General features: G+C 66.8%; 19 protein-coding genes and 2 tRNA genes. 8 read left to right on the top strand and 13 right to left on the bottom strand.

The features are described 5' to 3' along the window. Positions 1–11 precede the first annotated feature (11 nt). The 4 genes from folP (at position 12) to ACWYRN_RS18730 (ending at position 2,498) form a co-directional block, all read left to right on the top strand. Positions 12–848, top strand: coding sequence for a dihydropteroate synthase (gene folP / locus ACWYRN_RS18715; protein WP_488689099.1), 837 nt, complete (start codon positions 12–14; stop codon positions 846–848). 23 nt (positions 849–871) lie between these two features. Then, the gene (gene glmM, locus ACWYRN_RS18720; RefSeq protein WP_488689100.1) at positions 872–2,209 is read left to right on the top strand and encodes a phosphoglucosamine mutase; all 1,338 of its coding nucleotides are present in this window, start codon (positions 872–874) and stop codon (positions 2,207–2,209) included. 67 nt (positions 2,210–2,276) lie between these two features. Next, positions 2,277–2,353: transfer RNA gene (locus ACWYRN_RS18725), tRNA-Pro, on the top strand. Positions 2,354–2,421: 68 nt separating this feature from the next. Then, a tRNA-Arg gene (locus ACWYRN_RS18730) sits at positions 2,422–2,498 on the top strand. 98 nt (positions 2,499–2,596) lie between these two features. On the opposite strand, the gene ACWYRN_RS18735 is transcribed toward ACWYRN_RS18730, so the two are convergent. Beyond that, complete coding sequence (locus tag ACWYRN_RS18735; protein WP_488689101.1) at positions 2,597–3,673, bottom strand: M28 family peptidase; 1,077 nt, start codon at positions 3,671–3,673, stop codon at positions 2,597–2,599. Between the two features lie 261 nt (positions 3,674–3,934). Here ACWYRN_RS18735 and ACWYRN_RS18740 point away from each other — a divergent pair, with 261 nt between their 5' ends. Further along, complete coding sequence (locus ACWYRN_RS18740; RefSeq protein WP_488689102.1) at positions 3,935–4,885, top strand: MBL fold metallo-hydrolase; 951 nt, start codon at positions 3,935–3,937, stop codon at positions 4,883–4,885. A 12-nt stretch (positions 4,886–4,897) separates the two neighbouring features. Here the strand turns inward: ACWYRN_RS18740 and ACWYRN_RS18745 are convergent, their stop codons facing one another. After that, on the bottom strand, positions 4,898–6,181 hold the full coding sequence (locus ACWYRN_RS18745; RefSeq protein ID WP_488689104.1) for a family 1 glycosylhydrolase: 1,284 nt from the start codon (positions 6,179–6,181) through the stop codon (positions 4,898–4,900). Between the two features lie 120 nt (positions 6,182–6,301). On the opposite strand from ACWYRN_RS18745, the gene ACWYRN_RS18750 reads away from it, so the two are divergent. The 3 genes from ACWYRN_RS18750 to ACWYRN_RS18760 all read left to right on the top strand — a co-directional run bounded on the left by ACWYRN_RS18750 (position 6,302) and on the right by ACWYRN_RS18760 (position 12,043). After that, positions 6,302–8,350, top strand: coding sequence for an energy transducer TonB (locus ACWYRN_RS18750; RefSeq protein WP_488689105.1), 2,049 nt, complete (start codon positions 6,302–6,304; stop codon positions 8,348–8,350). 209 nt (positions 8,351–8,559) lie between these two features. Further along, a complete protein-coding gene (locus ACWYRN_RS18755; protein ID WP_488689107.1) occupies positions 8,560–9,711 on the top strand; it encodes a polysaccharide biosynthesis/export family protein in 1,152 nt (383 codons plus the stop codon). Between the two features lie 49 nt (positions 9,712–9,760). Further along, positions 9,761–12,043, top strand: coding sequence for a polysaccharide biosynthesis tyrosine autokinase (locus tag ACWYRN_RS18760; protein ID WP_488689108.1), 2,283 nt, complete (start codon positions 9,761–9,763; stop codon positions 12,041–12,043). A gap of 720 nt (positions 12,044–12,763) precedes the next feature. Here the strand turns inward: ACWYRN_RS18760 and ACWYRN_RS18765 are convergent. From ACWYRN_RS18765 to ACWYRN_RS18815, 11 genes are all read right to left on the bottom strand, one after another. Then, positions 12,764–13,954 (bottom strand): acyltransferase family protein, encoded by a 1,191-nt coding sequence (locus tag ACWYRN_RS18765; protein ID WP_229435107.1) that lies wholly within the window; start codon positions 13,952–13,954, stop codon positions 12,764–12,766. Positions 13,955–13,997: 43 nt separating this feature from the next. Further along, positions 13,998–14,600: a phosphatase PAP2 family protein gene (locus tag ACWYRN_RS18770; RefSeq protein WP_488689109.1), complete on the bottom strand. Its 603-nt coding sequence runs from the start codon at positions 14,598–14,600 to the stop codon at positions 13,998–14,000. Between the two features lie 10 nt (positions 14,601–14,610). Then, entirely contained in the window at positions 14,611–15,201 is a 591-nt protein-coding gene (locus tag ACWYRN_RS18775; RefSeq protein ID WP_488689110.1) for a sugar transferase, read from the bottom strand. Next, the gene (locus ACWYRN_RS18780) at positions 15,198–16,550 is read right to left on the bottom strand and encodes a DegT/DnrJ/EryC1/StrS family aminotransferase (protein ID WP_488689111.1); all 1,353 of its coding nucleotides are present in this window, start codon (positions 16,548–16,550) and stop codon (positions 15,198–15,200) included. The genes ACWYRN_RS18775 and ACWYRN_RS18780 overlap by 4 nt, the downstream gene beginning before the upstream one ends. Continuing rightward, a complete protein-coding gene (locus ACWYRN_RS18785; RefSeq protein ID WP_488689112.1) occupies positions 16,543–17,799 on the bottom strand; it encodes a glycosyltransferase family 4 protein in 1,257 nt (418 codons plus the stop codon). Before ACWYRN_RS18785 ends, ACWYRN_RS18780 begins: the two co-directional genes overlap by 8 nt. Continuing rightward, entirely contained in the window at positions 17,787–18,587 is an 801-nt protein-coding gene (locus tag ACWYRN_RS18790; RefSeq protein ID WP_488689113.1) for a hypothetical protein, read from the bottom strand. The genes ACWYRN_RS18785 and ACWYRN_RS18790 overlap by 13 nt, the downstream gene beginning before the upstream one ends. Further along, positions 18,584–19,276, bottom strand: coding sequence for a hypothetical protein (locus tag ACWYRN_RS18795; RefSeq protein WP_488689115.1), 693 nt, complete (start codon positions 19,274–19,276; stop codon positions 18,584–18,586). The genes ACWYRN_RS18790 and ACWYRN_RS18795 overlap by 4 nt, the downstream gene beginning before the upstream one ends. Positions 19,277–19,453: 177 nt before the next feature. Further along, positions 19,454–20,554, bottom strand: a complete 1,101-nt coding sequence (locus tag ACWYRN_RS18800; RefSeq protein WP_229435114.1) for a glycosyltransferase family 4 protein — start codon at positions 20,552–20,554, stop codon at positions 19,454–19,456. Then, entirely contained in the window at positions 20,481–21,773 is a 1,293-nt protein-coding gene (locus ACWYRN_RS18805; RefSeq protein ID WP_488689117.1) for a hypothetical protein, read from the bottom strand. The genes ACWYRN_RS18800 and ACWYRN_RS18805 overlap by 74 nt, the downstream gene beginning before the upstream one ends. Next, on the bottom strand, positions 21,770–23,020 hold the full coding sequence (locus ACWYRN_RS18810) for a lipopolysaccharide biosynthesis protein (RefSeq protein WP_488689119.1): 1,251 nt from the start codon (positions 23,018–23,020) through the stop codon (positions 21,770–21,772). The genes ACWYRN_RS18805 and ACWYRN_RS18810 overlap by 4 nt, the downstream gene beginning before the upstream one ends. Next, positions 23,017–24,177: a DegT/DnrJ/EryC1/StrS family aminotransferase gene (locus ACWYRN_RS18815; RefSeq protein WP_488689121.1), complete on the bottom strand. Its 1,161-nt coding sequence runs from the start codon at positions 24,175–24,177 to the stop codon at positions 23,017–23,019. The genes ACWYRN_RS18810 and ACWYRN_RS18815 overlap by 4 nt, the downstream gene beginning before the upstream one ends. Positions 24,178–24,240 lie beyond the last annotated feature (63 nt).

Consider the following 24,240-nt stretch of genomic DNA (forward strand, 5'->3'; position numbering starts at 1 on the left):
TATTCCTCCTTATGCGTCAATTCCTGCAGTGTGGCCGCTTCCGTTTCGAGCTGGGGCGGCGTCCCCTCGTCATGGGCGTCCTGAACGTCACTCCCGATTCGTTTTCCGATGGCGGCCATTACCGCTCCCTCGAGTTCGCGGTCTCGCGCGCCGAGGAGATGGTGGCCAGCGGCGTCGACATCATCGACATCGGCGGTGAATCCACCCGGCCCGGTTCGCCCAGCGTCCCGGTCGCAGAGGAACTGGCGCGCGTGATTCCGGCCCTGTACGCGCTGCAGGAAGCCGGCAAGGCCTTGTCGGTCGATACCTGCAAGCCGGAAGTGATGCGCGAAGCCATCATCGCCGGCGCCGACATGATCAACGATATCAATGGTTTCCAGGCCCCGGGTGCGATCGAGGCGGTCGTCAACAGCGACTGCGGCCTGTGCGTGATGCACATGCAGGGCACGCCCCAGGACATGCAGGCCCAGCCGGTCTACACCGACGTGGTGGCGGAAGTGATCGCCTTCCTGCACGAGCGCATTGCTGCACTGGAGGCGGCCGGCGTCGACCGCGAACGCATCTGCGTCGACCCTGGCCTGGGCTTCGGCAAGACGGTCGAACACAACTACGCCTTGCTGAAGAACACGGGGCGCATTGCCGACGAACTCGGCCTGCCGGTGCTGATCGGCCTGTCGCGCAAGTCGATGATCGGCGCCGTCACCGGCCGCCCGGTCGAGGAACGCCTGGCCGGCAGCCTGGCTGGTGCGTTGGCTGCGGTGGCGCAGGGCGCTAAAATTATTCGAGTACATGATGTTGCAGAGACGGTCGACGCGCTGAAGGTCTGGCGCGCGGCGACCATTGATTGACCCCCACAAGAAAGAGAAGAAGCATGGCACGCAAATATTTCGGTACCGATGGCATTCGCGGCGAGGTCGGCGTTGCGCCGATCACCCCCGAATTCGTGATGCGTCTCGGCTATGCAGCCGGTAAGGTGCTGGCCAAGGACAATGCCGCGGCCACCCGTCCAACCGTGTTGATCGGCAAGGACACCCGTATTTCCGGCTACATGCTGGAAGCAGCCCTGGAGGCAGGCTTCTCGGCCGCCGGCGTCGACGTGATGCTGGCCGGCCCGATGCCGACCCCGGCAATCGCCTACCTGACGCGCGCGCTGCGCCTGCAGGCTGGCGTCGTGATCTCGGCCTCGCACAATCCCTTCCAGGACAACGGTATCAAGTTCTTTTCGGAACACGGCACCAAGCTGCCGGACAGCGTCGAACTCTCCATCGAGGAAGCGATCGACCAGCCGATGGACTGCGTGCCGTCGGATAAGCTCGGCCGCGCCACGCGCCTGCGCGACGCCCAGGGCCGCTACATCGAATTCTGCAAGAGCACCTTCCCCAACGAACTCGATTTGCGCGGCCTGAAGATCGTGGTCGACAGCGCCCACGGCGCCGCCTACAACATCGCCCCGCACGTATTCCACGAACTGGGAGCGGAAGTGGTGTCGATCGGCGCCACGCCGGACGGCTTCAACATCAACGCCGGCTTCGGCGCTACCGCACCGAAGGCCCTGGCGCAGGCCGTGGTCGACAACAAGGCCGACCTCGGCATCGCGCTGGACGGCGACGCCGACCGCCTGATCATGGTCGACGCCACCGGCCGCGTCTACAACGGCGACGAATTGCTGTACCTGATGGTGCGCGACCGCATGGCGACCGGCCCGGTGGCGGGCGCCGTCGGCACCCTGATGACCAACATGGCGCTCGAAGTCGCGTTCAAGGAAATGGGCATCGGCTTCGCGCGCGCCAAGGTCGGCGACCGCTACGTGCTGGAAGTGATGCAGGAGCGCGGCTGGATCCTCGGCGGTGAAGGCTCGGGCCACCTGCTGGCGCTCGACAAGCACACCACCGGCGACGGCATCGTCTCCGCCTTGCAAGTGCTGTCGGCCCTGAAGCGCAGCGGCAAGTCGCTGCAGGAATGCTGCAGCGAGCTGAAGCTGTATCCGCAGACCCTGATCAATAAAAAAGTACCGGCGGGCTTCGACTGGACCCAGGATGCCGCGATGGTCGCCGAAAAGGAAGCCGTCGAGCGCGAACTGGGCGACGCCGGCCGCGTGCTGATCCGCGCCTCGGGCACCGAGCCGCTGATCCGCGTGATGGTCGAGGCCAAGGAAGCGGAACAGGCCGAAAGCATGGCCCGTAGGATCGCCGACAAGCTCGCCGCCTGAGCCGGAACCCGGGTCGAGCAGGGCGCACATTGACGCCGCGCCTTGCGGCGAGTATGATGTGCGTATTCGGAGTGTAGCGCAGCCCGGTAGCGCACCTGGTTTGGGACCAGGGGGTCCAAGGTTCGAATCCTTGTACTCCGACCAAGTTTTACTAACGGGCCGTCGTCATGACGGCCCGTTTTCGTTTATCCGGCTATTCTGCCGGATTCCTACTGCCCATAGCTCAGTTGGATAGAGCATCAGCCTTCTAAGCTGAGGGTCGCTGGTTCGAACCCAGCTGGGCAGGCCAAGCCGCTTTTCCCTATCGAATTCTGCCCGACGCGTTGCCCGCGCCGAGCCTGACGCACGGCCGGACGGTATCGCGTCCGGCCGTGCGTTTCTACCCAATCAGCGGCGCCCTTCCTGGACCCCCAAATACTTGGCGGCCTTCGGGTTACTCCTGCTCCACTTCGGCGCTTCGCTGCCGTTGGCGATGTTCCAGATCGCCAGCGCCACCGTACGGTCGACCGCCGCCATGTTCTCGTAATCGATCTTGTCCCAGTGGTCGCCGGCGCCGTGGTAATCCGGGAAGGCATAGGCCACGCTGACCGTGTGCGCCGGGATGCCCTGGTCGGCCAGCGCCTGGTTGTCGCTGTGCGCGAAATACTTGTCGCTGTTCACCGGATGCTTCCAGACCTTGATGCCGGTCTGGTCGCCCGCCTTTTTCAGGATCTCGCCGACGTCCGAGAAGTCATAACCAGTAACGGCAAACGCGCGCTGCTGCGGGCCTTCGCTGTCGTCGGTGCGGCCAACCTGCTCGATGTTGATGCCGGCCACGGTCTTTTCGATCGGCACCAGCGGATTAGCGCCGTAGTAGCGCGAGCCGACCAGGCCGTGTTCTTCGCCGAACACCGTCATGAAGACGATGCTGCGCTTCGGGCGCTCCTTGTTGGCGGCAAAGGCCTTGGCCAGTTCGATCACCGACACCGTGCCGCTGCCGTCATCGTTGGCGCCGTTGAAGATGCCGTCGCCTTCGCCCGGTTTGGTGCCGACGTGGTCGTAGTGGGCCGTCACCAGGATGTAGGTGTCTTTCAGTACCGGGTCCGAGCCGCGCAGGATGCCGACCACGTTGCGCACCTTGGCGGGCACCGCCGGTGCGGCGTTCTTGTCGCGGCGCGGGTTGATCTTGTTCCAGTCGGCGGTCTGGAAGTAGGGCTCGTCGCCCAGCGGCTCCAGGCCGGCGGCGCGGAACTGCGAGGCGATGAATTCGGCCGCGATGTCGAGCCCGCGCGAGGGCGTGCCGCGTCCTTCCAGTGCATCCGAGGCCAGGAAGGCCAGGTTGCCGCGCATGGCCGTGGCCGAGATGCGGTCCAGGATCGGCATGGCCGCCGCCGGTGCTGCGGCGGTCGGCGCCGAGGGGGCGGCCGGGGCGGCTGCCGGGGCTGCGGAAGCGAGCGACGCGGCGCTGGCCAGGGTGGCGAGCATGACTGCGCGGGAAAGGAGACGTCGGGTCATAGGCATAAGGAAGTCCGTGAAGGTCCGGGCAAGTGGTGAACTGGTTGATGAAGTAACAAACTTGCGCAGTATAGCGCCGTGGGGGCGGCGAGGCACAGGGGCGCAGGCTGGCGAGCCGAAGGCCTGCCGGCACGATACTTGTCTGTTTGCAAACAAGCGCCGTCCTGCTGGGCTTCATGATAGCGTTCCGACATCGCGCGCCCATGCCGGGCCGGCCATTACGGAGTGGGTATGTCTTTTTGTCGTCTGTTGGGAAGCACCGTCCTGTTTCTTGTCCTGGGCTGCGGCCTGGCCGCCGGCGTGTCTGCCCAGGAGGCGCCAACCGCCGACACGTACACGCTGAAGCTGCCGGCGGGCGATCCGTCTGCCGCCAGTGAACAGAACGGCAACGTGCAGTTCATCGGCACCGCCACGGTCCTGATCCGCTACCGCGGCCTGACCATCATGACCGACCCGAATTTCCTGCACAAGGGCGAGCACGTGCACCTCGGTTATGGCCTGACCTCGCAGCGGCGCACGAATCCCGCCATCGATTTCGACAAGCTGCCCCCGATCGACCTGGTGATCCTGTCGCACATGCACGACGACCACTTCGACAAGCTGGTCCAGGAAAAGCTGCCGCGCAATACGCCGATCGTTACCAACAAGGAGGCCAGCGAAGCGCTCAAGCGCCTCGGTTTCACCCAGCGCTTTGCCCTCAGCGTCTGGGACCGGCTCGAGGTGACCAAGGGCGAGGCGCGCGTGCGCATCACCGCCGCCCCCGGGCGCCACGGCGCAGCCGGGGTCTCGGTGCTGCTGCCGAAGGTAATGGGCAGCGTGCTCGATTTCGGCGCCAACGCCGACACGCCGGACTACCGCATGTACATCAGCGGCGATACCCTGGTCTACGACGACATCCAGACCATCCCGCAGCGCTTCCCGGGCATCGACCTGGCGCTGCTGCACCTCGGCGGCACCCGCATCCTGGGCGTGTTCAAGGTGACCATGGACGGCAAGGACGGCGTGCAGATGCTGCAGATCATCCGCCCAAAAAAGGCGATCCCAATCCACTACAATGACTACGACGTATTCAAGTCGCCGCTGGCCGATTTCGCGCGCGAAGTAAAGGCGGCCGGGCTGGAGGAGGGCGTTGTCTACCTGGAGCACGGCGAAAGCTATACCTTCACGCCGCGCCAGCGCTGAGCGCCGGGCCGGTCACTGGCCCAGCAGGCTGCCGCCGACCGGCGATTGCGGGTCGATGGTCGACAGTTCGGTGTCGTATTCGTGCGGCATCACCACCGGCACCTGCAGGCAGATGCTTTTCGTCGGCAGCACGGTTTCCCAGGCCCGCACGAGTTCGCGGTAGGCCACGCCCACGGGCCGGATCTTGCGGTCGAGGTCGAACAGGCCGAGGGCGTTCACGTTGCCGTTGTCTTCGCGCAGGGCAGTGTCCCAGTCGACCTGGTCGGTCAGCGAATACCAGGTGAAGCCGATCAGCGGCACGCCGTTGTTGCGCACCCGCAGGACGTTGGCCCATTCCTTCTTCAGCCAATACACGGCCTCGTCGCCGGCCGGACCCTGGCACAGGTTGGTTTCCGTATGCATTACCGGCAGGCGGTAGCGGTTGTAGTACTGGTGGGTAATGACCGCATAGCCGAAGATCTCGCCGGCCGCGCGCGTCATGCCGTCGGCCGAGACATAGTGCTCGTTGGTCTGGTAATAGTCGTTCCCCATGATGCAGTGGTGCTTCAGGTTATGCTGGAGAAAGAAGTGGTATTCCTCGCGCGACATCCCGTTGTCCAGCAGGTACTCGTACATCTCGGAGTCGACGCGCCGTCCATAGTTCAGGTCGAGCGCCAGGAAGCGGCGCGCGTTGTTGAGCTCAGCCGGGCCGATGGCATCGGGCGCCTCGGCGTGGAAGTATTCGGTCGACTCGCTCTGGATGAACAGGGCGTCCGGGCGCACCTTCAGGATCGCGTGCATGGCCAGGATGTTCGCCTTCACCACGTGCTTGATGGCCGTCACGAAGGCGGCGTCGGTGCGCATCTGCTCGTTCCACCAGCCGTACAGGGTCGAGAACACGGCGCAGATCCACATCTCGTTGATCGGCGTGTACATCTGCACCCAGGGATAGCGGCGTGCAAAGGCGCCCGCATAAGCCGCGAACAGTTCCGGGAAGTCGGGGTTCTGGAAGTTGCCGATCCAGTCGGGCACGCCGAAGTGGCACAGGTCGACGATCGGCGCAATGTTCCGGCGCCGCAGGTCGTTGAAGGTAAGGTCGGCGAAGTCCCAGTCGTAGCGCTCGGGGCCGAGATAGCAGCGGTGCAGCGGCGGGCCGTAGCGCAGCACGCGCAGGCCGAGTTCCTGGACCAGGTCGAAGTCGAGTTTCCAGTGCTTGTAGTGGCCGCATTTCTCGAGCTCGTCCATCCGGGTACGGCCACCGTTGATGGTGGGATTGCTGTTCTCGATGCCTGTCGCGAAAATGAAACCTGGGTGCATGCAGCTCCTCCTTCGTCGCCAATCTGCTTCCAGTATTGTCCACGCAGTCATGGAATGCTAGCGTGCGCAGTGTTCCTTAAGTAAACGTTAAGCTGTGAGCTCAACCATACCGCCCCGCGCATGACCCACTCCACTGCACCCCGCGCTTCGGATCGCGCCAACCGCCGCATGCTGGCCGGCCTTGGGCTGTCGCTGCTCGTGCATGGCGTGATCCTGGTCATCCAGTTCGGCGTGCCGGGCATGGAGGCAGGGAGCGCGGGGCCGATCATGGTCACGCTGGCGCCTCCTACGCCGCTGCCTGCCGCCGAGGACTTGCCGGCGCCCGTGTCCACGTCTCCTGCCACTCCGGCGCCTCCGGTTGTTCCTGCGCCGGCATCTCCTGTCGATATGACGCCGCTGCCGGTGCCGCCGCTTGCCGTGGCACAGGCGCCGCGGCCGCCGTCGTCCGGTTTCCAGCTGCGCGATCCGGTGCCGCTGGCGCCGCCGCCGGCGCCGGCCAAGCCGGTGCAGCAAGCGGCAAAGCGGCGCCGTCCCCGTCCCGGTCCGCCGCCCTTGCAGCCGGGCCTGGAGACGCCGGTCATCGCCCAGCTCGACGACGCCGATTCCGTATTCAGGCTGCCGCCTCCCGAGCTGGTTCCGGACGATCCGCCCGATCCGGTGCTTGATTCGGCACCTGAGCTGGCCCAGGCCGAGCCCGACGCGGAGACGACCGCCCAAGACGACCCGCCTGCCATCGATACGCATGCCGCGGCCGAGGCCCTGGCGCGCGAGGGGGAGGCAGAGCGCATGGCCGCCGAGGAAGCGCAGCGCCTGGCGCGTGAAGAAGAGGAACAACTTGCCGCGGCGCGCCTGGCGGCCGAGCAGGAAGCACGGCTCGCCGACGAGCGCAGGACCGAAGAGTTGCGCCGGCAGGATCGCCTGCGCGCGGAGCAGGAGGCACAGCGCCAGCGCGCCGACGAAGAACGCCGCCTGGCGCAGGCGCGCGCGGCCGAAGACAGCGCACGTGCCGCCGCCGAGCAAAGCCTGGCGCAGGCGCAGCGCGAGCGGGAAGTGATCGAGGCGCGCGAGCGCCAGTTGGCCGCGCAGCGCGAGCAGGAGGCCGCGTCGCGCGTGCTTGCCGAACAGCAGGCGCTGGCCGAGCGGCAGCGCGCGGAAGCACTGCAACGCGAGCATGCACTGGCGCAGCAACGCGAGGAAGAACAGCAAGGTCAGCGCGCACTGGCGCAGCAGCGGGAGGCAGAACAGCAGCGCGAGCGTGCATTGGCCCGGCAGCGCGAGGAAGCGCAGCAGCGCGAACTGGCCCGGCAACGCCTCGACGACGAGCGGCGCGCACGCGAGGCCGAGCTTGCCAGCGCGCGCCGTGCCGCCGAGCAGGAAGCCGAGCGTCTGGCGCTGGAACGCCGCCAGCAGGCCGATGCCGCGCGCCGCCTGGCCGAACAGCAGGCGCGGCAGCGGGAAGAAGAGGCGGCACGCCGCGCCGAACAGCTTGCCCAGCAAAAAGCACAGGAGCAGATGCAGGCGCAACAGGCGGAACAGGCCGAGCGCCAGCGTGCCCTCGAGGATGCACGCCGCGAAGCCGGGCGGACGGCCCTGGCCGGGCGCGCCAGCCAGCCTGGCGCCGGCAGCGCCTTCGATCCCGGCCTGGACGCCGGCCCCGGGCGCGGCAATGGCGCCGGCGGTGCCGGCAATTCCGGCGCCGTCCCGCGCGGCATGCTCGGCAGCGACCTCGCCCTGCGTGCGCGCGAGATGATGCGCGGTATCGATATCCCGGCCAATCCGCCGGCAGCCCTGCGCGCGGCGCGCGAGGCTGCGCGGCGTATCGCCGTCGCCGCGGACGAACGGGACGTGCCGGTACGCATGTATGTCGACAGCTTCCGCCAGAAAATAGAACGCACCGCCGCGCAGATCCAGATGCGCGTGGCGGCGGCGCCGGCGCGCTACGACCCGCTGGTCAGCGTGGCGGTGCGCAGCGACGGCAGCGTCGACGAGGTCGTCATCCTGCGGTCGAGCGGACGCCCCGATACCGACGAGGCGATACGCCGCATCGTGCACCTGAATGCGCGCTACGCCGCGTTTCCGCCGAACGTGGCGGCGCGCTTCGATGTCATCGAGATCCGCCGCATCTGGACCTTCGCCGAGACCCTGAAGCTGCTCGAAGAGGTGCGCTGAGGCGCTGGAGCCCGTATGCGCAGCGCATTCTGGCGCCGGTGCACGGCCCCGCGCGCTACCTGAGCCTGCCGTTTGATTTGCAGCAAAGCTGCCTGTGGTGGACGCCTTACGCTGACTTGGTCAGCCAGACAAGGCGCTTCATTTTCATAGGCAAGCTCATGAATTTACCAACAGAAATTTTGCGTCTGCGCATTTTTGGCGCAGGCCGTATGTGCACGTTTGCGCGCGTCCCCGCGTTCGCTTCCGCGTCTGTCCCTGCGCGCGCGCTGGCCCTCGCACTGGTCCTTGCGCTAAGCGGCTGCACCGGGGGACCGCGCTTCCACTCCGAAGCCGGGGGCGCCGAAGCCGCGCCGCCGACCGAACTGATTACCGAGCAGCTGATCGCCGCCGAGCAGCAGGCCTACGCCGCGCGCGGCAACCAGGACCTGTCGAAGCTGCTGGTGGCGCACCCGCCGCCCTATACCATCGGCCGCGGCGACATCCTCTCGATCGTGGTCTGGGACCATCCCGAACTGGCCGCCGGCGGCATGACCGCCGCCACGGCTTCTGCCGACGCCGCGGTGGCCGTCGCCGGCGCCACCGCCAACGCCAACGCGCAGCAGCCCGGTTTCGTGGTCGATCACCAGGGCCGCATCCAGTTTCCGTTCGCCGGCCTGCTGCCGGTCGAGGGCCTGACCGAGGAACAGGCGCGCGCGCTGCTGACGCAAAAAATCGCCAAGTACATCGCCAACCCCAACATCACGCTGCGCGTGCAGGCCTACCGCAGCAAGCGCGTCTACATCGACGGCGAGGTCAAGTCGCCCGGCCTGCAGGCCATCAACGACATCCCCATGACCCTGGTGGAAGCGCTGAACCGTGCCGGCGGCCTGCTGCCCACGGCCGACCAGAGCCGCATCGCCCTCGAACGCGGCGACCTGCGCTACAGCATCAACCTGCGCGAACTGGTGCAGAAGGGCATCAATCCCGGCAACGTCATGCTGGCGCCGGGCGACGTGGTGCGTGTGCATTCGCGCGACGAAAGCAAGGTCTTCGTGTCGGGCGAGGTCGTCACCCCGCGCGCGCTCACCATGCACAACGGCCGCCTCACGCTCAACGAGGCGCTCGGCGAGACCGGCGGTGTGAGTCCCCTGAGCGGCGACGCGCGCCAGATCTACGTGGTGCGCAAGACGCCCGAGCGCACCCGCGTGTTCCAGCTCGACGCCCGCGTCACCGGCTCGCTGGCGATGGCCGAATCCTTCGAACTGCGGCCGAAGGACGTGGTGTACGTGGCCGCTTCGCCGCTGGCCAACTGGAACCGCCACCTGAGCCTGCTCTTCCCGGGCGCGCTGACGAATGCGGTCGGCGTCAGCACCCGGCCCTGACGGCAGTCGGCGCCTTATCGGGGAACACTCGACGCATACGGAGAACACCATGACCAAACCCGCCGACAACCATTCGCTGGCCCACGTCACCCACAGCCCGCCGATCCTGAGCGTGCCCTTCGACCCGCGGCCGACGGTGAGCGCAAGCGACGAGCCGACCGTCGACCTGAAAGGGCACTTCAACACCCTGTACGACAGCCGCTGGCTGATCGGCGGCATCACCGCCCTGATCACGCTGCTGGCCGTGCTGTATGCGCTGGTCGCCAAGCCGGTGTACGAAGCCAACCTGATGATCCACGTCGAGGAAGAAAGCCCGAACGCCTCGAAGAACATCCTGAGCGAAGCCTCGTCGCTGTTCGAGACCAAGAAGGCGGCGATCGCCGAAATGGAGCTGCTGCGTTCGCGCATGGTCGTGTCGCAGGCGGTCGACAACCTCCAGCTCTACATCGAGGTGCAGCCGAAGTACTTCCCGGTGGTCGGCTACTGGTTCGCCACCCAGAACAACGGCGCACTGGCCACGCCCGGCCTGTTCGGCTATGGCGGCTACGTCTGGGGCGGCGAAAGGGCCGAGGTCTCGGTGTTCGACGTGCCCGAATCCTGGCTCAACCGCGAATTCACTCTCACCGCGCGCGGTGTCAACCGCTATCACTTTTCCGGCGGCGGCCAGCGCGTCGCCTTCGAAGGCACGGTCGGCCAGCGCTACCGCGTGCCCACGCCCGACGGCACCGTCGAGATCAAGGTCGACCGCATGAACGCCAACCCCGGCGCGCGCTTCCGCCTGAAGCGCAAGTCGCGCCTCGGCACCATCCAGGCGATCCAGACCGCGATGGTGATCACCGAGCAGGGCAAGCAGTCCGGCGTGATCGAGGTCAAGCTGCAGGGAGAAAACGCCAAGCGCATCAATGCCTTGCTGAGCGAGATCGGGCGCGAATACATGCGCCAGAACCTGGCGCGCAAGACCGAGGAAGCCGAGAAGTCGCTCGCTTTCCTGAACAAGCAATTGCCCATCCTGAAGCGTCAGCTCGAGCAATCCGAAGACCGCTACAACCAGTTCCGCAATTCGCACGGCACCGTCGACCTGCGCGAGGAGGCGCGCGTCAGCCTGGCCCAGGCCACCGCGGCGCGTGCGCGCCGCATCGAGCTGACGCAGAAGAAGACCGAGCTGCTGGCGCGCTTCACCGAAGACCACCCGATCGTCGCCGCCGTCAACCGCCAGCGCAAGGAAGTCGACGCCGAAATCGAAGCGATCGCCGCGCGCATCCGCACGCTGCCCGTGCTCGAGCAGGACGAAGCGCGCCTGACGCGCGACATCAAAGTGAACACCGACCTGTACACGGCGCTGTCGAACACGGCCCAGCAGCTGCGCCTGATCTCCGTCGGCCGCGTCAGCAACGTGCGCCTGGTCGACGCGCCGATCGCACCCGAGCGTCCGCTCAAGCCGAACCGCCCGCTGATCGTGGCCCTGGCCGTGATCACCGGGCTGTTCCTCGGCACGCTGCTCGCCTTTGCGCGCAAGGCCATGAAGGGCGGCATCGACGACCCGCAGAAGATCGAGCAGCTGCTCAATGCCCGGGTCGTCTACGCCACCATCCCGCACAGCGGCAACCAGGACAAGCTGCTGCGCAAGGCACGCGGCGATGGCGGCGCCTTGCCGCTGCTGGCCCAGATCCTGCCGGAAGATCCGGCGGTCGAGAGCCTGCGCAGCTTCCGCGCCGCGCTGCTGTTTGCCATGCCCCACTTCAAGAACAACATCGTGATGTTTGCCGGGCCGACGCGCGACATCGGCAAGTCCTTCGTCGCCGCCAACTTCGCCGCCGTGATGGCCGCCAGCGGCAAGCGCGTGCTGCTGATCGACGCCGACCTGCGCAATGGCCACTTGCACCGCTACTTCGGCGTCGCCCGCGAGCGCGGCCTGTCGCGCTCGATCATCGGCTCGATGCCGGTCGAGGACATCATCCACCACGACGTCATGGAAAACCTCGACTTCATCCCGACCGGGGAATTGCCGCCGAACCGCTCGGAATTCCTGCTGCACCTGAACTTCGGCGCCTTGCTCGAATCCGTCAGCAAGCAATACGACCTGGTGCTGCTCGACCCGCCGCCGCTGCTGGCCGTGGCCGACGCCCTGATCATCGGCGCGCATGCCGGCGCCGTCTTCATCGTGGCGCGCGCCGGCGTCACCACCGAAGGGCAGATCAACGAGTCGGTCAAGCGCCTCAATCACGCCGGGATTGCACCGCAAGGGGTGCTGTTCAACGACATGGCCCTGCGCCTGGGCGCCAGCGCCGCCCAGTACGGCGCAGCGACGGCGCAGATCGGCTACGTGGCCTGATCCGAAGAGGCAGCGCCTGTGCCCCTTATGGGGCTTTGGGTGCCGCATCGCGGCTTTCCCGGCGTTTCGACAGCCGCTCCCATGCGGCGTTTGCCGGCGCCGCCGTGTCTTGTTGCAGTGCTCTGCGGCCAGGGCGGCGCTGCGGCGTATCGTCCGTTCGGAGCATCCGGTGCGATCCGGCGCCATGGGGCGCTTTTCCATGCCAGTCAGATGCCAGGTGCGGGAGCGACGGGTAGCCACAGGCCGCTCTCCATGTGCCCCAGGCTGCGACGGCGCGATCCATCTCTTCACACTAAATGAGTCCTTGCTGTGGCCTACGCGTACTGTGGCGCGGTTCATGCGCCCAATTCGCGGCATCGCGTTGAGCTGCAGGTTTGCGAACCCCGTCTGGCACACCGGCACTTGCTTGCCGGATAAGGGACTGCAAGGGAAAGAGGAGCGAAAGGCGCCGGCCGGACAAACAGGGGCCGGCCGGATAAGCAGGGGAGCGGGAGGAACTGGCGCTGCTGGCTGATGCAGCCCGCCGCGCCGGGCCGGCTGACCGGTGTAACCAGACACGCCAAACCGGCTAGCGGTGGCGCCAGCCATGCCAAACCGGCTAGCCGTGGCACCAGCCACGCTGGCCCGGCTGGCCGATGTGACCAGCAGGGCCGACCCCAGCCAGAAGATGCGAAAACCGGTGCGCCTGCCCAACGACAAGGCGCACCGGCCAACTGATGCCTATTTAGGGAAGAGCATGGGCTTGGCCACCGGCTTGCCTTGCGGCTGCAGCAGCAGGCGCTTGACGAGGCGGCGTACCCGGTAGGTATTGCGCTCGAAAACCAGGTAGGAGAGCCAGGCCGACAGCATCAGGATGCCGAGTACACCGAAGTAGATCGCGAAATCGGCGGCGCTGCCCGGGTCGAGTTTTTCGCGGCCGAACTGCGTCAGGCCGATATGCTGAACCAGGTCGATCACCGGCACGTGCAGCACATACAGGGTGAAGGAGAATTCGGACAATTGCTTGCCGATGGTGCCGAGGCGGCGCAGGAAGGCCGAGTTGCGGTCGATCGGCGCGTGCATCGAGGCCAGCAGGAGCACGATCGGGATCGTGCAGATCAGGTCCTGGCCGAAGGACTCGGGCAGGATGTCGTCGTTGACACCGGTGAGCCGGTAGTACACCGACACGGCCATGGCAACCGCGAGCACGGCGATGCGGGTCCAGAAGCCGCAGTCGATACGGATGCGCGAGAAGGCGGCGCCCAGCAGCCAGATGCCGAAGTAAAGCGTCATCACGTAGGGCAGGAAGGCCACGGTCAGCGCCAGCGCGGCGGCGGCGGCAAGCGGACGCAGGATGCCGCGGCCGGTAAACACCAGCACCAGCAGCGGAAATTGGATGTAGTACCAGGTTTCGTTGGCCAGGCTCCAGAGCGGATAATTGCCGCCGAACTTGTCCACCAAAATGGTCTGCAGGCCGAGCAGGTTGCCGACGAAGGCCGCGGCCGAGAATTCGTCGGACGCGCCTAGCCCGGCCGGCTCGGGCGCGATGGTGCCGATCACCAGGCCGATTCCGAGCATCATGACCAGCATCGGCAGCAGGACGGTCCAGAGCCGGGTCACGCGGTCGATCGCGTAGGAGCGCAGGGCCTGGGGCTTGCCGATCTTGTCGAGCAGGCTGCCGCCCACCAGCCAGCCGCTGATCAGGAAGAAGACCATCACGGCCTGGTGCGCGAAGCCGGTGAAGAAGGCCAGGGCCATGTAGGCCAGGCCGGGCTCTTCCAGGCCGCGCAGGCCGGGGTAGATTTCGGCGCGCAGGTGGGCCGCCGCAACCTGCAGCGAGGCGAGGCCGCGCAGCAGGTTCATCAGCAGCGACTGCATGGCGTTTTCGTTCAGCTGGCTCTGTCGTAGACAGTGGAAGCTTGCAATGGACATGATAATTCTCCTCGATAAAAGTGCGGCGCAAGACAGGAACGGCTCAGCTGCAGCTGTCCCAGGGAAATGGGCGCGCATTGCCCGACAGGGCGAGGGCGACCTTGATCATCCAGTACCCGACCTGCGCCCTTTGCATGGCCCAGGCCACGCCGGCAAAGGCGAGCAGCGCGCAAACGAGTCCCGCAGCAGGGCGCGCGGCCGGCGCCGGCCCGGCGAGCCGGATGGCGGCCAGGCTGGCGCCGCAGCCGACCATCCAGCCGGCCCAGGCTTCCGCCGGGCTGTGCTCGCCGGCGAGCACCAGCAAATACGCCGCCGCGGCGCCGAGCACGATGCCGGCCGCGGCGCCGGCACGGCGCAGCCGCGCCCCCGCATGCCGCAACAGCAGGTAGAACAGGGTCGGGAACACCGCGCTGACGCCGGCCGCATGGCCGCTCGGCGCCTTGAAATCCAGGGCCGGCACGCCGGTTCCCCAGCCGAGGAAGGCGAGCTTGGCGGCGCCGACCGTGCCCAGCGCCAGCGCGAACAGGCAGGCCCAGGCGGTGCCCGCGCGCCAGTCGCGTGCGCCGAGCAGCCCGGCCGCCATCGCGGCGGCGAGCGGCAGCGTCAGCGTCAGGTCGCCGAGTTCGAAAATGGGAGGCCAGGACATTGCGCACCTGTCAATGTGCAAGCGCGCCCAGCGTACGGAAGATGATGCGCACGTCGCCCCAGAAGCTGCGTTCGCGGACGTAGCGGGCGTAATACTCGAGCTTGGTCGGCAGGATGGTCTCGATGTAGGCGCGCTCGGGGTCGGCCGCCTGGCCGAGGATGCTGCTTTCGTCCTTGTAGAGGATGGCGGCGAGGTCCGTCACCCCGGGCTGGACCGACAGGACCAGGTCGCGCAGGTCGGGCGGATAGCAGGCGACGTAGCGCGGCACTTCCGGACGCGGCCCGACCAGGCTCATCGAGCCGCCGACGACGTTGAATAGCTGCGGCAGTTCGTCGAGCTTGTACTTGCGCAGCACGTGGCCGGCGCGCGTGATGCGCGGATCGCGCCCGACGGTCAGCTGGCGCCGCGGGTCGGTTGCGGCGGCCATGGTGCGGAACTTCAGGATCTCGAACAGCTGGCCGCCACGCCCGACGCGCAACTGCCGGAACAGCACCGGCCCGGGTGAGTCGAGCTTCACCCACAGCGCGATCGCGGCCAGCAGCGGCAGCAGGAGCATCACGCCCAGCGCTGCGGCCGTCAGGTCGAAGGCGCGCTTCATCATGACAGCAGCTTCTGCAGCGCCGCGACGACGCGGTCTTGCTCGGCGTCGAGCATGCGCGTGTACAGCGGCAGCGTCAGCATGGCGCCATAGGCGGCCTCGGCGGCCGGGAAGCGGGCCGGGTCCGAGGCGCAGTTGTCGCGCCAGTAGGGCTGGCGGTGCAGCGGAATGAAGTGCACGCTGGTGCCGATGCCGAGTTGCGACAGCCGCAGGATGAGTTCGTTGCGGCCCAACGGCGCGTCGGCGCGCAGGCGCACGACGTACAGGTGCCAGGCATGGGTGCTGTCGCCGAAAGGGCGCGGCGGCAGGAGCAGGGGCAGGCCGGCCAGGGCCGCGTCGTAGCGCGCCGCCAGGTGCTCGCGCCGCGCCAGGAAGCGGTCGATCTTGCGCAGCTGTTCCAGGCCGATCGCCGAAGCGATGTCGGTCAGGTTGTACTTGAAGCCGGCGGCAACGACCTCGTAGAACCAGGCCGGCGTCTTGGAGACATAGCGGTCGAAGGCATCCTGGCTGATGCCGTGCAGGCGCATCAGGCGGATGCGGCGCGCCAGGTCGGGGTCGCGCGCGATTACCATCCCGCCTTCGCCGGTGGTCATGGTCTTGTTGGCATAGAAGCTGAAGACGGTGATGTCGCTGTCGAGGGTGCCGACCAGGCGGCCCCGGTAGCGGGTCGGGAAGGCGTGGGCCGCGTCCTCGACCACGCGCAGGCCGTGGGCGCGCGCAATGCTTAGCAGTTCGTCCATGGCGCAGGCCATCCCGGCATAGTGGACCGGGACGATGGCGCGCGTGCGCGGCGTGATCGCCGCCTCGACGGCTCGCGGGGACAGGTTCAGGGTGGCCGGATCGGCGTCGACCAGCACCGGTTGCGCGCCCAGGTAGCGCACCACCTCGGCGGTGGCGGTGAAGGTGAGGGTGGGCACGATGACTTCGTCGCCGGGACCGATGCCGAGCGCTTCCAGCGCCAGGTGCAGGCCGGCGGTGGCCGAGTTGACGGAAATGGCCTGGACCCCGTCGCCCAGGTAGGCGGCAAACGCCGCCTCGAAACGGCGCGTCGCCGGGCCAGTGGTGACCCAACCGGAGCGCAGGCACTCGACCACGGCCGCGATTTCTTCTTCGCCGATGTCGGGCAGGGCAAACGGGAGGAAGGGCGCTGCCGTGGCGTTGCCGGCGTCGGGTGCGGCGCCGACGGCCGGTCCCGGCGCGGTAGAGGCGGCCTGCACGATCGGCATCGCAGGCATCGTTGGCGCACCGGCCGCAGCGGGCGCCATGGATGTGGCGGGTGTGGGGGGCGTGAGGGTGGCGATGGAAGCGGCAGGCGCATCGGTGCCGGCCGCGGCAATCTGGTGGTCATCCATGTTGTGGGTCTCCTGCGCAGGCGGTCAAGAAGCGTTGTCCGAGGACGGGATAGGTGAGGTGGGCGAGGGCGTGGCGCTGGCCGCGCAGGCCCATGGCTTCGCGCTCGGCCGGGGCGGTTTCCATCAGCGCCGCGATGGCGGCGGCCAGGGCCTGCGGGTCCTCGGGCGTGACCGTGAGGCCGCAGCCGGCTTCGGCCACCGGGTCGTTGCCGGCTTCGACCGCGTGCACCACCGGGCGCGCCGCCATCATGTAGTCGATCAGCTTGTTCGGCGCGATGCCGAAGCGGTACAGGGGCTGGCGCTTCCAGCCGATGTAGGCAAGGTCGAAGCGGCGCAGCAGGGCCGGCACCTGCTGCTTCGGCACCGGGTCGAGGAAGTAAATATTGTCGAGCGCCAGGGTGCGGGCGCGCAGGCGCAGGCGCTGCTTGTCGGGGCCGCCGCCGGCCAGTACGAAGGCGACGCGCCGGTGGCGCAGCAGCGAGGCGGCTTCGACCAGGGTGTCGAGGGCGTTCGCGATGCCGTGGGTGCCGGCGTAGCCGACGATGCAGTCGTTCGAGGCGCGCAGCGCCGCCAGTAGTTTGTCGGTCGCGGGCGCCAGGGCCGCGCTGTCCGCCGCCCATTCGGCCGGATCGGCGCCGTTCGGCACGATGTGCAGCTTGTGCGGCGCCATGCCGTGCGCTTCCAGGTGCTCGCGTACCTTGGGCAGGATCGAGACAATGGCGTCGGCATGGCGGCAGGCGTAGTTCTCGGCCGCCTGCAGCAGCATGATGAAGGGATGCCAGCGCGAGTAGCCGCCCAGTTCCATCGGCGACAGCGGCCACAAATCGTGCAGCTCGAACAGCAGGCGCGCACTGGCCAGGCGGGCGATGCGGCGCGCCGGCCAGATGTCGAGCGGATAGGTGCTGGAGGCGATGACGATGTCCGGTTGCACCTCGCGTGCGAGGGCGCGTCCTTCGCGCAGCAGGCGCCAGACGAAACTGGCCATGTTGCGCACCCGCGCCGCGCCGTTGCCCTGGTAGGACGGGGTGGCGAACCAGGTGTAGTCGACGCCGTCGATGGTCTGGTCGAGCCGCGTGCGGCCGTCCATCTCCGGCGCCTGGGCGCGGATGTGCGAGGTCGAGGACGCGACGATGCGCACGCGGTGCCCGAGCCGCACCCATTCGCGCGCCAGGTAGTAGGGGCGGTACTCCATGCCGTGGCGTACCGAGCCCGCGTAATGGTTGATCAGCAGGATATTCAGGCGCGCCATGCGATCTCCTCTGCCAGGCGGCGGACGTTGCAGCGGGTGTTCTCGATCCAGTTGGTTTCCCATTGCACCGGGTGGGTCAGGAAGCAGATGCGCTTATGCCGCTCGATGGCGTCGAAGGGCGACATCGGGTAGTAGAACTGCGGATAGGAGCGGTCGCTGATGTACATATCGAAATGGCGTAGCAACTCGTTGTCGTAGGATTCGCACTCGATGCCGCAGCGGCGCCGCAGCTCGGGGTCGCGCAGCAGCTCGTGGTTGATGACGTTCAGGCGGCGGTTGGCGAAATCGCCGTGGCTGGCGACGGTGACCATCTGCAGGCCGAGGCGTTCGCCGATGCTATTGAAGTTGCGCACAAAGAGTTCACGGATCTCGGGGAAGCGCTGGCGGATCAGCTTGGCACAGCGGATGCGGTGGCGCTTGGCGAAGTCGGCCACTTCCTCGTAGTGGTAGCTGGCTTCGCCGCCGGCGGCCTCGATTTCGCGCATGAAGCCGAAATCCAGGGTACTGAGCCGGAAGTAATAGCTGGCGCTGACGCCATGCCGGGTCTCCAGGTCGAACATCTTGCGCGCCGTGCGGACATCGCTGTCGATGTCGTGCCGGTGCACCAGGATCCTGGCCGGCGCCGGCCTCGGCACCCCACCGTCTGCCGCCACGAGCTGGCGGAAAAAGCTGCGCACGGTTATTTGCGCATAACCGCGGTCGCGCGCCTCGCGCAGCAGGGCGCCGTATTCGCCCAGCCTGGTCGGCATGAAATAGTCGGCATACAGCCGATTCAGGAGACTGATCATTGCAATGTGTACCTGGCGCGATAAGGGCGGAAACCGAGGATTTTTTTGAATGTCTGCAAACCTGGCTGGGCGCCGAAAAAGGTGTCGTACATCAGGTAGCGGGCGCGGCCCTGGGAAATTAATTGCTCGACGATATCGACCACCATCATGTGCATGATGCCGTCGTTGTTGCGGATGCCGATCAGCTGGGAAAACGAGGAGAAATTACCGTAATGGCCGAGATTTGCATAAGCGACCAGGCGATTTTCGGAATTGAAGACGCCGTAATAGCTGAAATGCGCAAGCGTATCGAATGCCGTGGATTTTTCGCGGTATTTCGCGTCCATTGGCCGGCCCTGGCGTTCCTCCAGCGAGGTATTGACCGCGTAGATGTCGTCGATATACGCATTGCGGTCGATGTGGCGCAGCTGGTAGCCGCGTGCGCGGGCGCGCCGTGCATGGTGGGCGCCGGCGTTTTTTCCCTTGATGGATTCCAGGTAGTGTTCCTGCGTGCCCAGGCTGCCGAGGTCGAGCAGGGCGGCGCCGATGGTCTTATTCCGGATGACTTTATAGCGCGGATGCGGTTTCGTGTAATAGCGGTAGGTGGTACGGATATCCGTCGGATGAATTGCTGAGTCGAAATGCAGATGGGCCACCGGGAGCCGGATAATATCGGACAGCAGGCGGTAATGGCGCAGGATGGAATTCATGGTGTCGGCTCGGCAGTTTAATAAGACAATAAATCCGGTCGGTAAATTGCTCTTTGAAGCTGATTAAATCTGCGTGTGGAATGCGCCATTAAAAACGCAATGATTTTCTGAGTGGAAAATATCGCCGCCGCGATATGGCATGGCGATTTCATGGAGTTTTGGCGCGTTCATGTGAAATCACACAGTTTCATAAAACGCGATCAGCTTTTCGGATTCGTGCAGCCAGTTATAATGCTGCTCCACGGCACGCCGGCCGTTCTCGCCCATGCGCGCCGCCAGTTCCGGGTGCTGGACCAGGTGGTCGATGGCAGCCGCGATCGCCGCCGGGTCGCCCGGGTCGACGCAGACGCCGCAACCGTGCCTGTCGATGATGCTGCGCCACAAGGGAAAGCGCGAGGCGATCACCGGGATACCCGAAGCCATGTATTCGAACATCTTCACCGGCAGCGCATCGAGGTAGTTCAGCACCGGATGCAGGGTCACCAGCCCGGCCATCGCGCCGCGCATCACGCGGTTCACGCCCACCCGCCCCAGGTGGCCGTGGGCGATGACCTTGTCCCAGCCCGGATAGCCGCGCACCTCGGCTTCGAGCTCGGCTTCGGCGAACTGCCCGGCCAGCGCCAGGCGTGCGTTCGAGCGCAGCAGCGCGCAGGCGCGCACCAGTTCGCGGATGCCGCGGATGGCCGAGATGCTGCCCACATAGCAAACCTGGGCCGGCTTGTTGCGCCAGTCGGCGGCGACATCGAATTCGCTCACCAGCGGATAGTTGTTGACGTCGACCGAACGCGGATTGATGGGCACGAATTTGTCGCGAATGGTCGGGGTGGCGGCGATCACGCCATCGAAGCGGCTGCAGGCGAAGCGCTGGTAGGCGCCGAAGGACTGCGACAGCAGGCGCGCCGAAGTCTTGCCGAGGTAGGGTTTCGCCAGCAGCTGCGATGGCACGTCTTCGTGCGAATCGAAGATCACTTTCTTGCCCAGGCGCTTCAGGCTGAGGCCGACGGGGATCAGTTCGGGGTCATGCAATTGATAGACGTCGGCGTCGAGGGCGAGCGCGGCGTCGCGCACGCGGCGGGTGGTGCGCAGCATGCGGTTCACGCGTCCGGGCAGGCGCCCGACGTCGACCACGCGCACGCCGTCGGCGCGTTCCGGACCGGCCCCGTCGGCCACCACGAGGCTCACGTCATGTCCATGCGCCGCCAGGCTACGACATTGCTTGATGAAGATGCGGGTGTCGTGGCGTGGGTGGGCGGAGGTCAGGTGTGCGATTTTTCGCATATTTCCTCTCGTAGAAGTAGCGGGAGCTGGCGCCCAGCGTGGCGCCGATCAGCATGTCGGTGAAGTAGTGCGAGGTAATGAGCAGCAGCACGGTGACGCAGGCCATGGAAAAGCCGAGCAGGAAGATGCCGCAGTGGCGCGGGGCAAAGTATTCGCGAATGAACATCGGGATGATGGGCACGATGGTCACCAGGCTGAGGTAGGCGATGCCGAAGAAACCGAGGTCGACCCAGGCCGAGAGCACGTTGTGCGAGTAATAGCCGGGCTTGTAGCTGGCGTAGTCGCCGAGCAGGGGGTGGGCCAGGATGGTCTGCACCGCGTGCACGGTCAGGTAGTGGCGCTTGTTGGCCGAGGTCGAGTGCGACAAGTCGAGCAGCTCGAGGATGCGGTTGTCGGGCAGTGCGGCCAGGATGCGGTCGAAGTACAAGTGGATCACGAAGAACAGGATCAGGCCGCAGAGGATGAAGTGCAGCTTGTGGCGCGAATAATAGAACTCGATGATGGGAATCACGAACATCAGGGCCGCGAACTCGCTGCGCGCGGTGTTCACGAACAGGGTGGCGGCGCCGCCCGCATGCAGCAGCAGGCGCAGCGGCAGCGAGCGGGTGAACGCGATGACCGGCAGGAAGGTGATCAGGTAGGAGCGCGCGAAACCCTGGTAGGTGGCGAGCGCGTCGGCATCCTTGGCGATGCCCATGGCGCCGAGGTAGAACACGCCGTCCACCGAATAGGAAAAGGCGACCGCCGACATTCCTGCCAGGCTGAGCAGCCCGACGATGCGGAAAGGGCGGCCGGCAAAGTCGAGGAAGCTGGCGATCACGAACATGTTGAAGATGAACAGGCAGCCCAGGATGTGGTTGCCGACGATGGTGCGGTTCGCGCCGGCCGCCGCGTTCACGACGATGACGGCGGCGAAGTAGAGCAGGAACAGGCCCAGGTGCAGATCGACGAGGTGGAAGCGGCGCGGGTCGCGCCGCATGCGCTTGATGTAGATCAGGGTGAGCGGCAGCGCGAACAGCACCGAGATCGGGGCGAAATAGCCGCCCAGGAAGGCTCCAGTGGTGCCGGTCCCGAGCAGGGTGTGATAGAAGAAAAATCCTGGGAACAGCAGGAAGAATGCCGCCAGCAGGACGGCCTGCTCGCGCCGCGAGGAAAGCGGGCGCGAGTGTGGTCGCACATTCGGGCGCAAGCCCGGGTTCGTGGCGGCGTAGGCGTTCATGCTGTGGCCAGCCGGTTCTGGGAACACTGCCAGGACATGTGCAGGTAGACGAAATACAGCGAGGAATAGCCGATCGCGTACCAGAGCACGTTGTCGTGCAGCGAGCCGGGGATGACAAAGGCGCTGACCGTTATGACGAACAGGGTCAGCTGCCACCACAGGTCGACGTTTTGCTTGCCGGTGACGAAGAACACATAGCTGAGCGGGCTGGCGACGAAGTTCAGGAAGTAGAGCGGCGCCAGGATCTGCGCCAGTTCGCCGGCTTCGCGCCAGGCCGGGCCGAACACCCATGAGAACAGGTGCGGAGAAAACAGCAGCAGCACCAGCGAGGGCGCCAGGCCCAGCAGCATCAGCACCTTGAAGGTGTAGCGGTAGGCCTGCTTGCAGTTGCCGACGGTCTGGAACTCGTGCACCGACTGGCGCTTGAACACTTCCAGCACCGAGGCCGCCAGCAGCGAGATCGGTGCGGCCAGCACGCGCTGGGTCAGGGCGTACAGACCGGCCGCCATGGCGCCATGGCGCATGCCGATCAGGAACAGCGGCAACTGGCCGACCAGGTTGTTGAGCAGGTTCGAGGGCAGGGCGTAGCGCCAGAAGTTCCGATGCCGTACCAGGTAGGCGCGCGCTTCCGGGCCGAGCGTCCAGCCGATGCGCGCCGGCGGCGGTTGCAGGAAGTGGCGCGCCATCATCAGGCCCGTGAACAGGCCGATCAGTTGCCCGGCCAGCAGGGCCACGCCACCGACGCCGACGAACAGCAGGACCAGCTGCGACACGGCGATGGTGCCGGCGCCCCAGACCTTGGCGCGCGCGGCCTTGCCGAAGGCATTGTGCGAGGTGGCGTAGGCGAGCGTGGTCTGCATGTTGGCGGTCAGCCAGGTGCCGATACCGACGGTGAGCAGGGCCGGCCAGGTGAGCTGGTGGATCGCCGGCACGTCGACCAGGTGGGCGCCGACGGTGAGCGCGGTGACGATCACCGCGGTGATGGTGGCCGCGTACAGCACCACGCCGAAGCAGGTGCGCTGCTGCTCGGTTTCGTGGTCGAGGATCATCGCCGTTTCCATGCGCAGCGTGGCGCCGATGGCCGTGACCGCCACGATCGCCAGCCACAGGCTGAAGGCGCCCATGTCGGCCGGCGTGCACAGGCGCGTGATCAGCGGCGCCGCCAGCAAGGGCAGGGCCTGGGCGCCGAGCGCGCCGCCCAGCACCGTCATCACGTGCTTCCAGAAGGTCGGCGGATGCAGCTTCATGCTGTGGCGGCGCTCGCTGTGACGGTGGATGCCGCGGACGCCGCGTCAGAATCCGCAGCGGACGTCGGAACCGGAATGCGCAGCGACTGCAGCAGGGTCTGGGCCACGCGGCGCGTGCCGGCGTCGTCGAGGTAGGGGCCCATCGGCAGGCTGAGCACGCGTGCGGCCATGCCACTGGCGACCGGGCAGGCGTCGGCGCTGGACAGGTGGGCATAAGCCGGCTGCAGGTGCATCGGCACCGGGTAGTGGACGGTAGTGGGAATCCCGGCCGCCTGCAGCTGGGCCTGGATGCGCTCGCGTTCCTCGACCACCACCGTGTACTGGGCATGCGCGCTGCTGCGGTCGCGCGCCTGGCCCACCAGCTGCACGCGGCCCGAGAGCAGGGCCTCGTAGCCGTCGGCCACGCGCTGGCGCTGGGCCAGCTCCCAGTCGAAGCGGTCGAGCTTGGCCAGCACGATCGCGCATTGCAGGGTGTCCATGCGCCCGCCGACGCGAGTGTGCACGTAGCGGCGCGACTGGCCGTGCACGCGGATTTCGCGCGCGGCGGCGGCGATCGCGTCGTCGCTGGTAAACAGGGCGCCGCCGTCGCCGTAGCAGCCCAGCGGCTTGCTCGGGAAGAAACTGGTGCAGCCGACCGTCGACAGATTGCAGCTCTGGCGCCCGCGGTAGGTGGCGCCGAAGCTTTGGGCGGCGTCCTCGATCACGGCCAGGCCGTGGCGCGTGGCGATGGCATTGATTTCGTCCATGTCGGCCGGCTGGCCATACAGCGACACCGGCATGATGGCACGCGTGCGCGGCGTGATCCGTTCCTCGATCATGCCAGGGGCGATGTTGCAGGTGGCCGGGTCGATGTCGACGAACACCGGCGTGGCGCCGAGCAGTACGATGACCTCGGCGGTGGCGATGAAGGAGAAAGGCGTGGTGATGACTTCGTCGCCGGGACGGATGCCGAGCGCCATCAGCGCGATCAGCAAGGCCTCGGTGCCGGAGGCCACCGTGATGCAGTGGCGCGCGCCGGTATAGTCGGCCAGGCGCGCCTCGAGCTCGGCCACTTCGGGGCCGAGGATGTACTGGCCGTGGTCGAGCACGGCCTGGATGCGTGCGTTGATCGTTTCGCGCGAGGCGGCGTATTGGGCTTTCAGGTCGATGAATTCCATGGTGGTTCCGTTTTCGGTGTCGGGCTCGGAATGTAGGCTCGGAATGTAGGCTCGGTATCAGGC

The sequence above is a fragment of the Massilia sp. BAP21 genome (assembly GCF_057801335.1).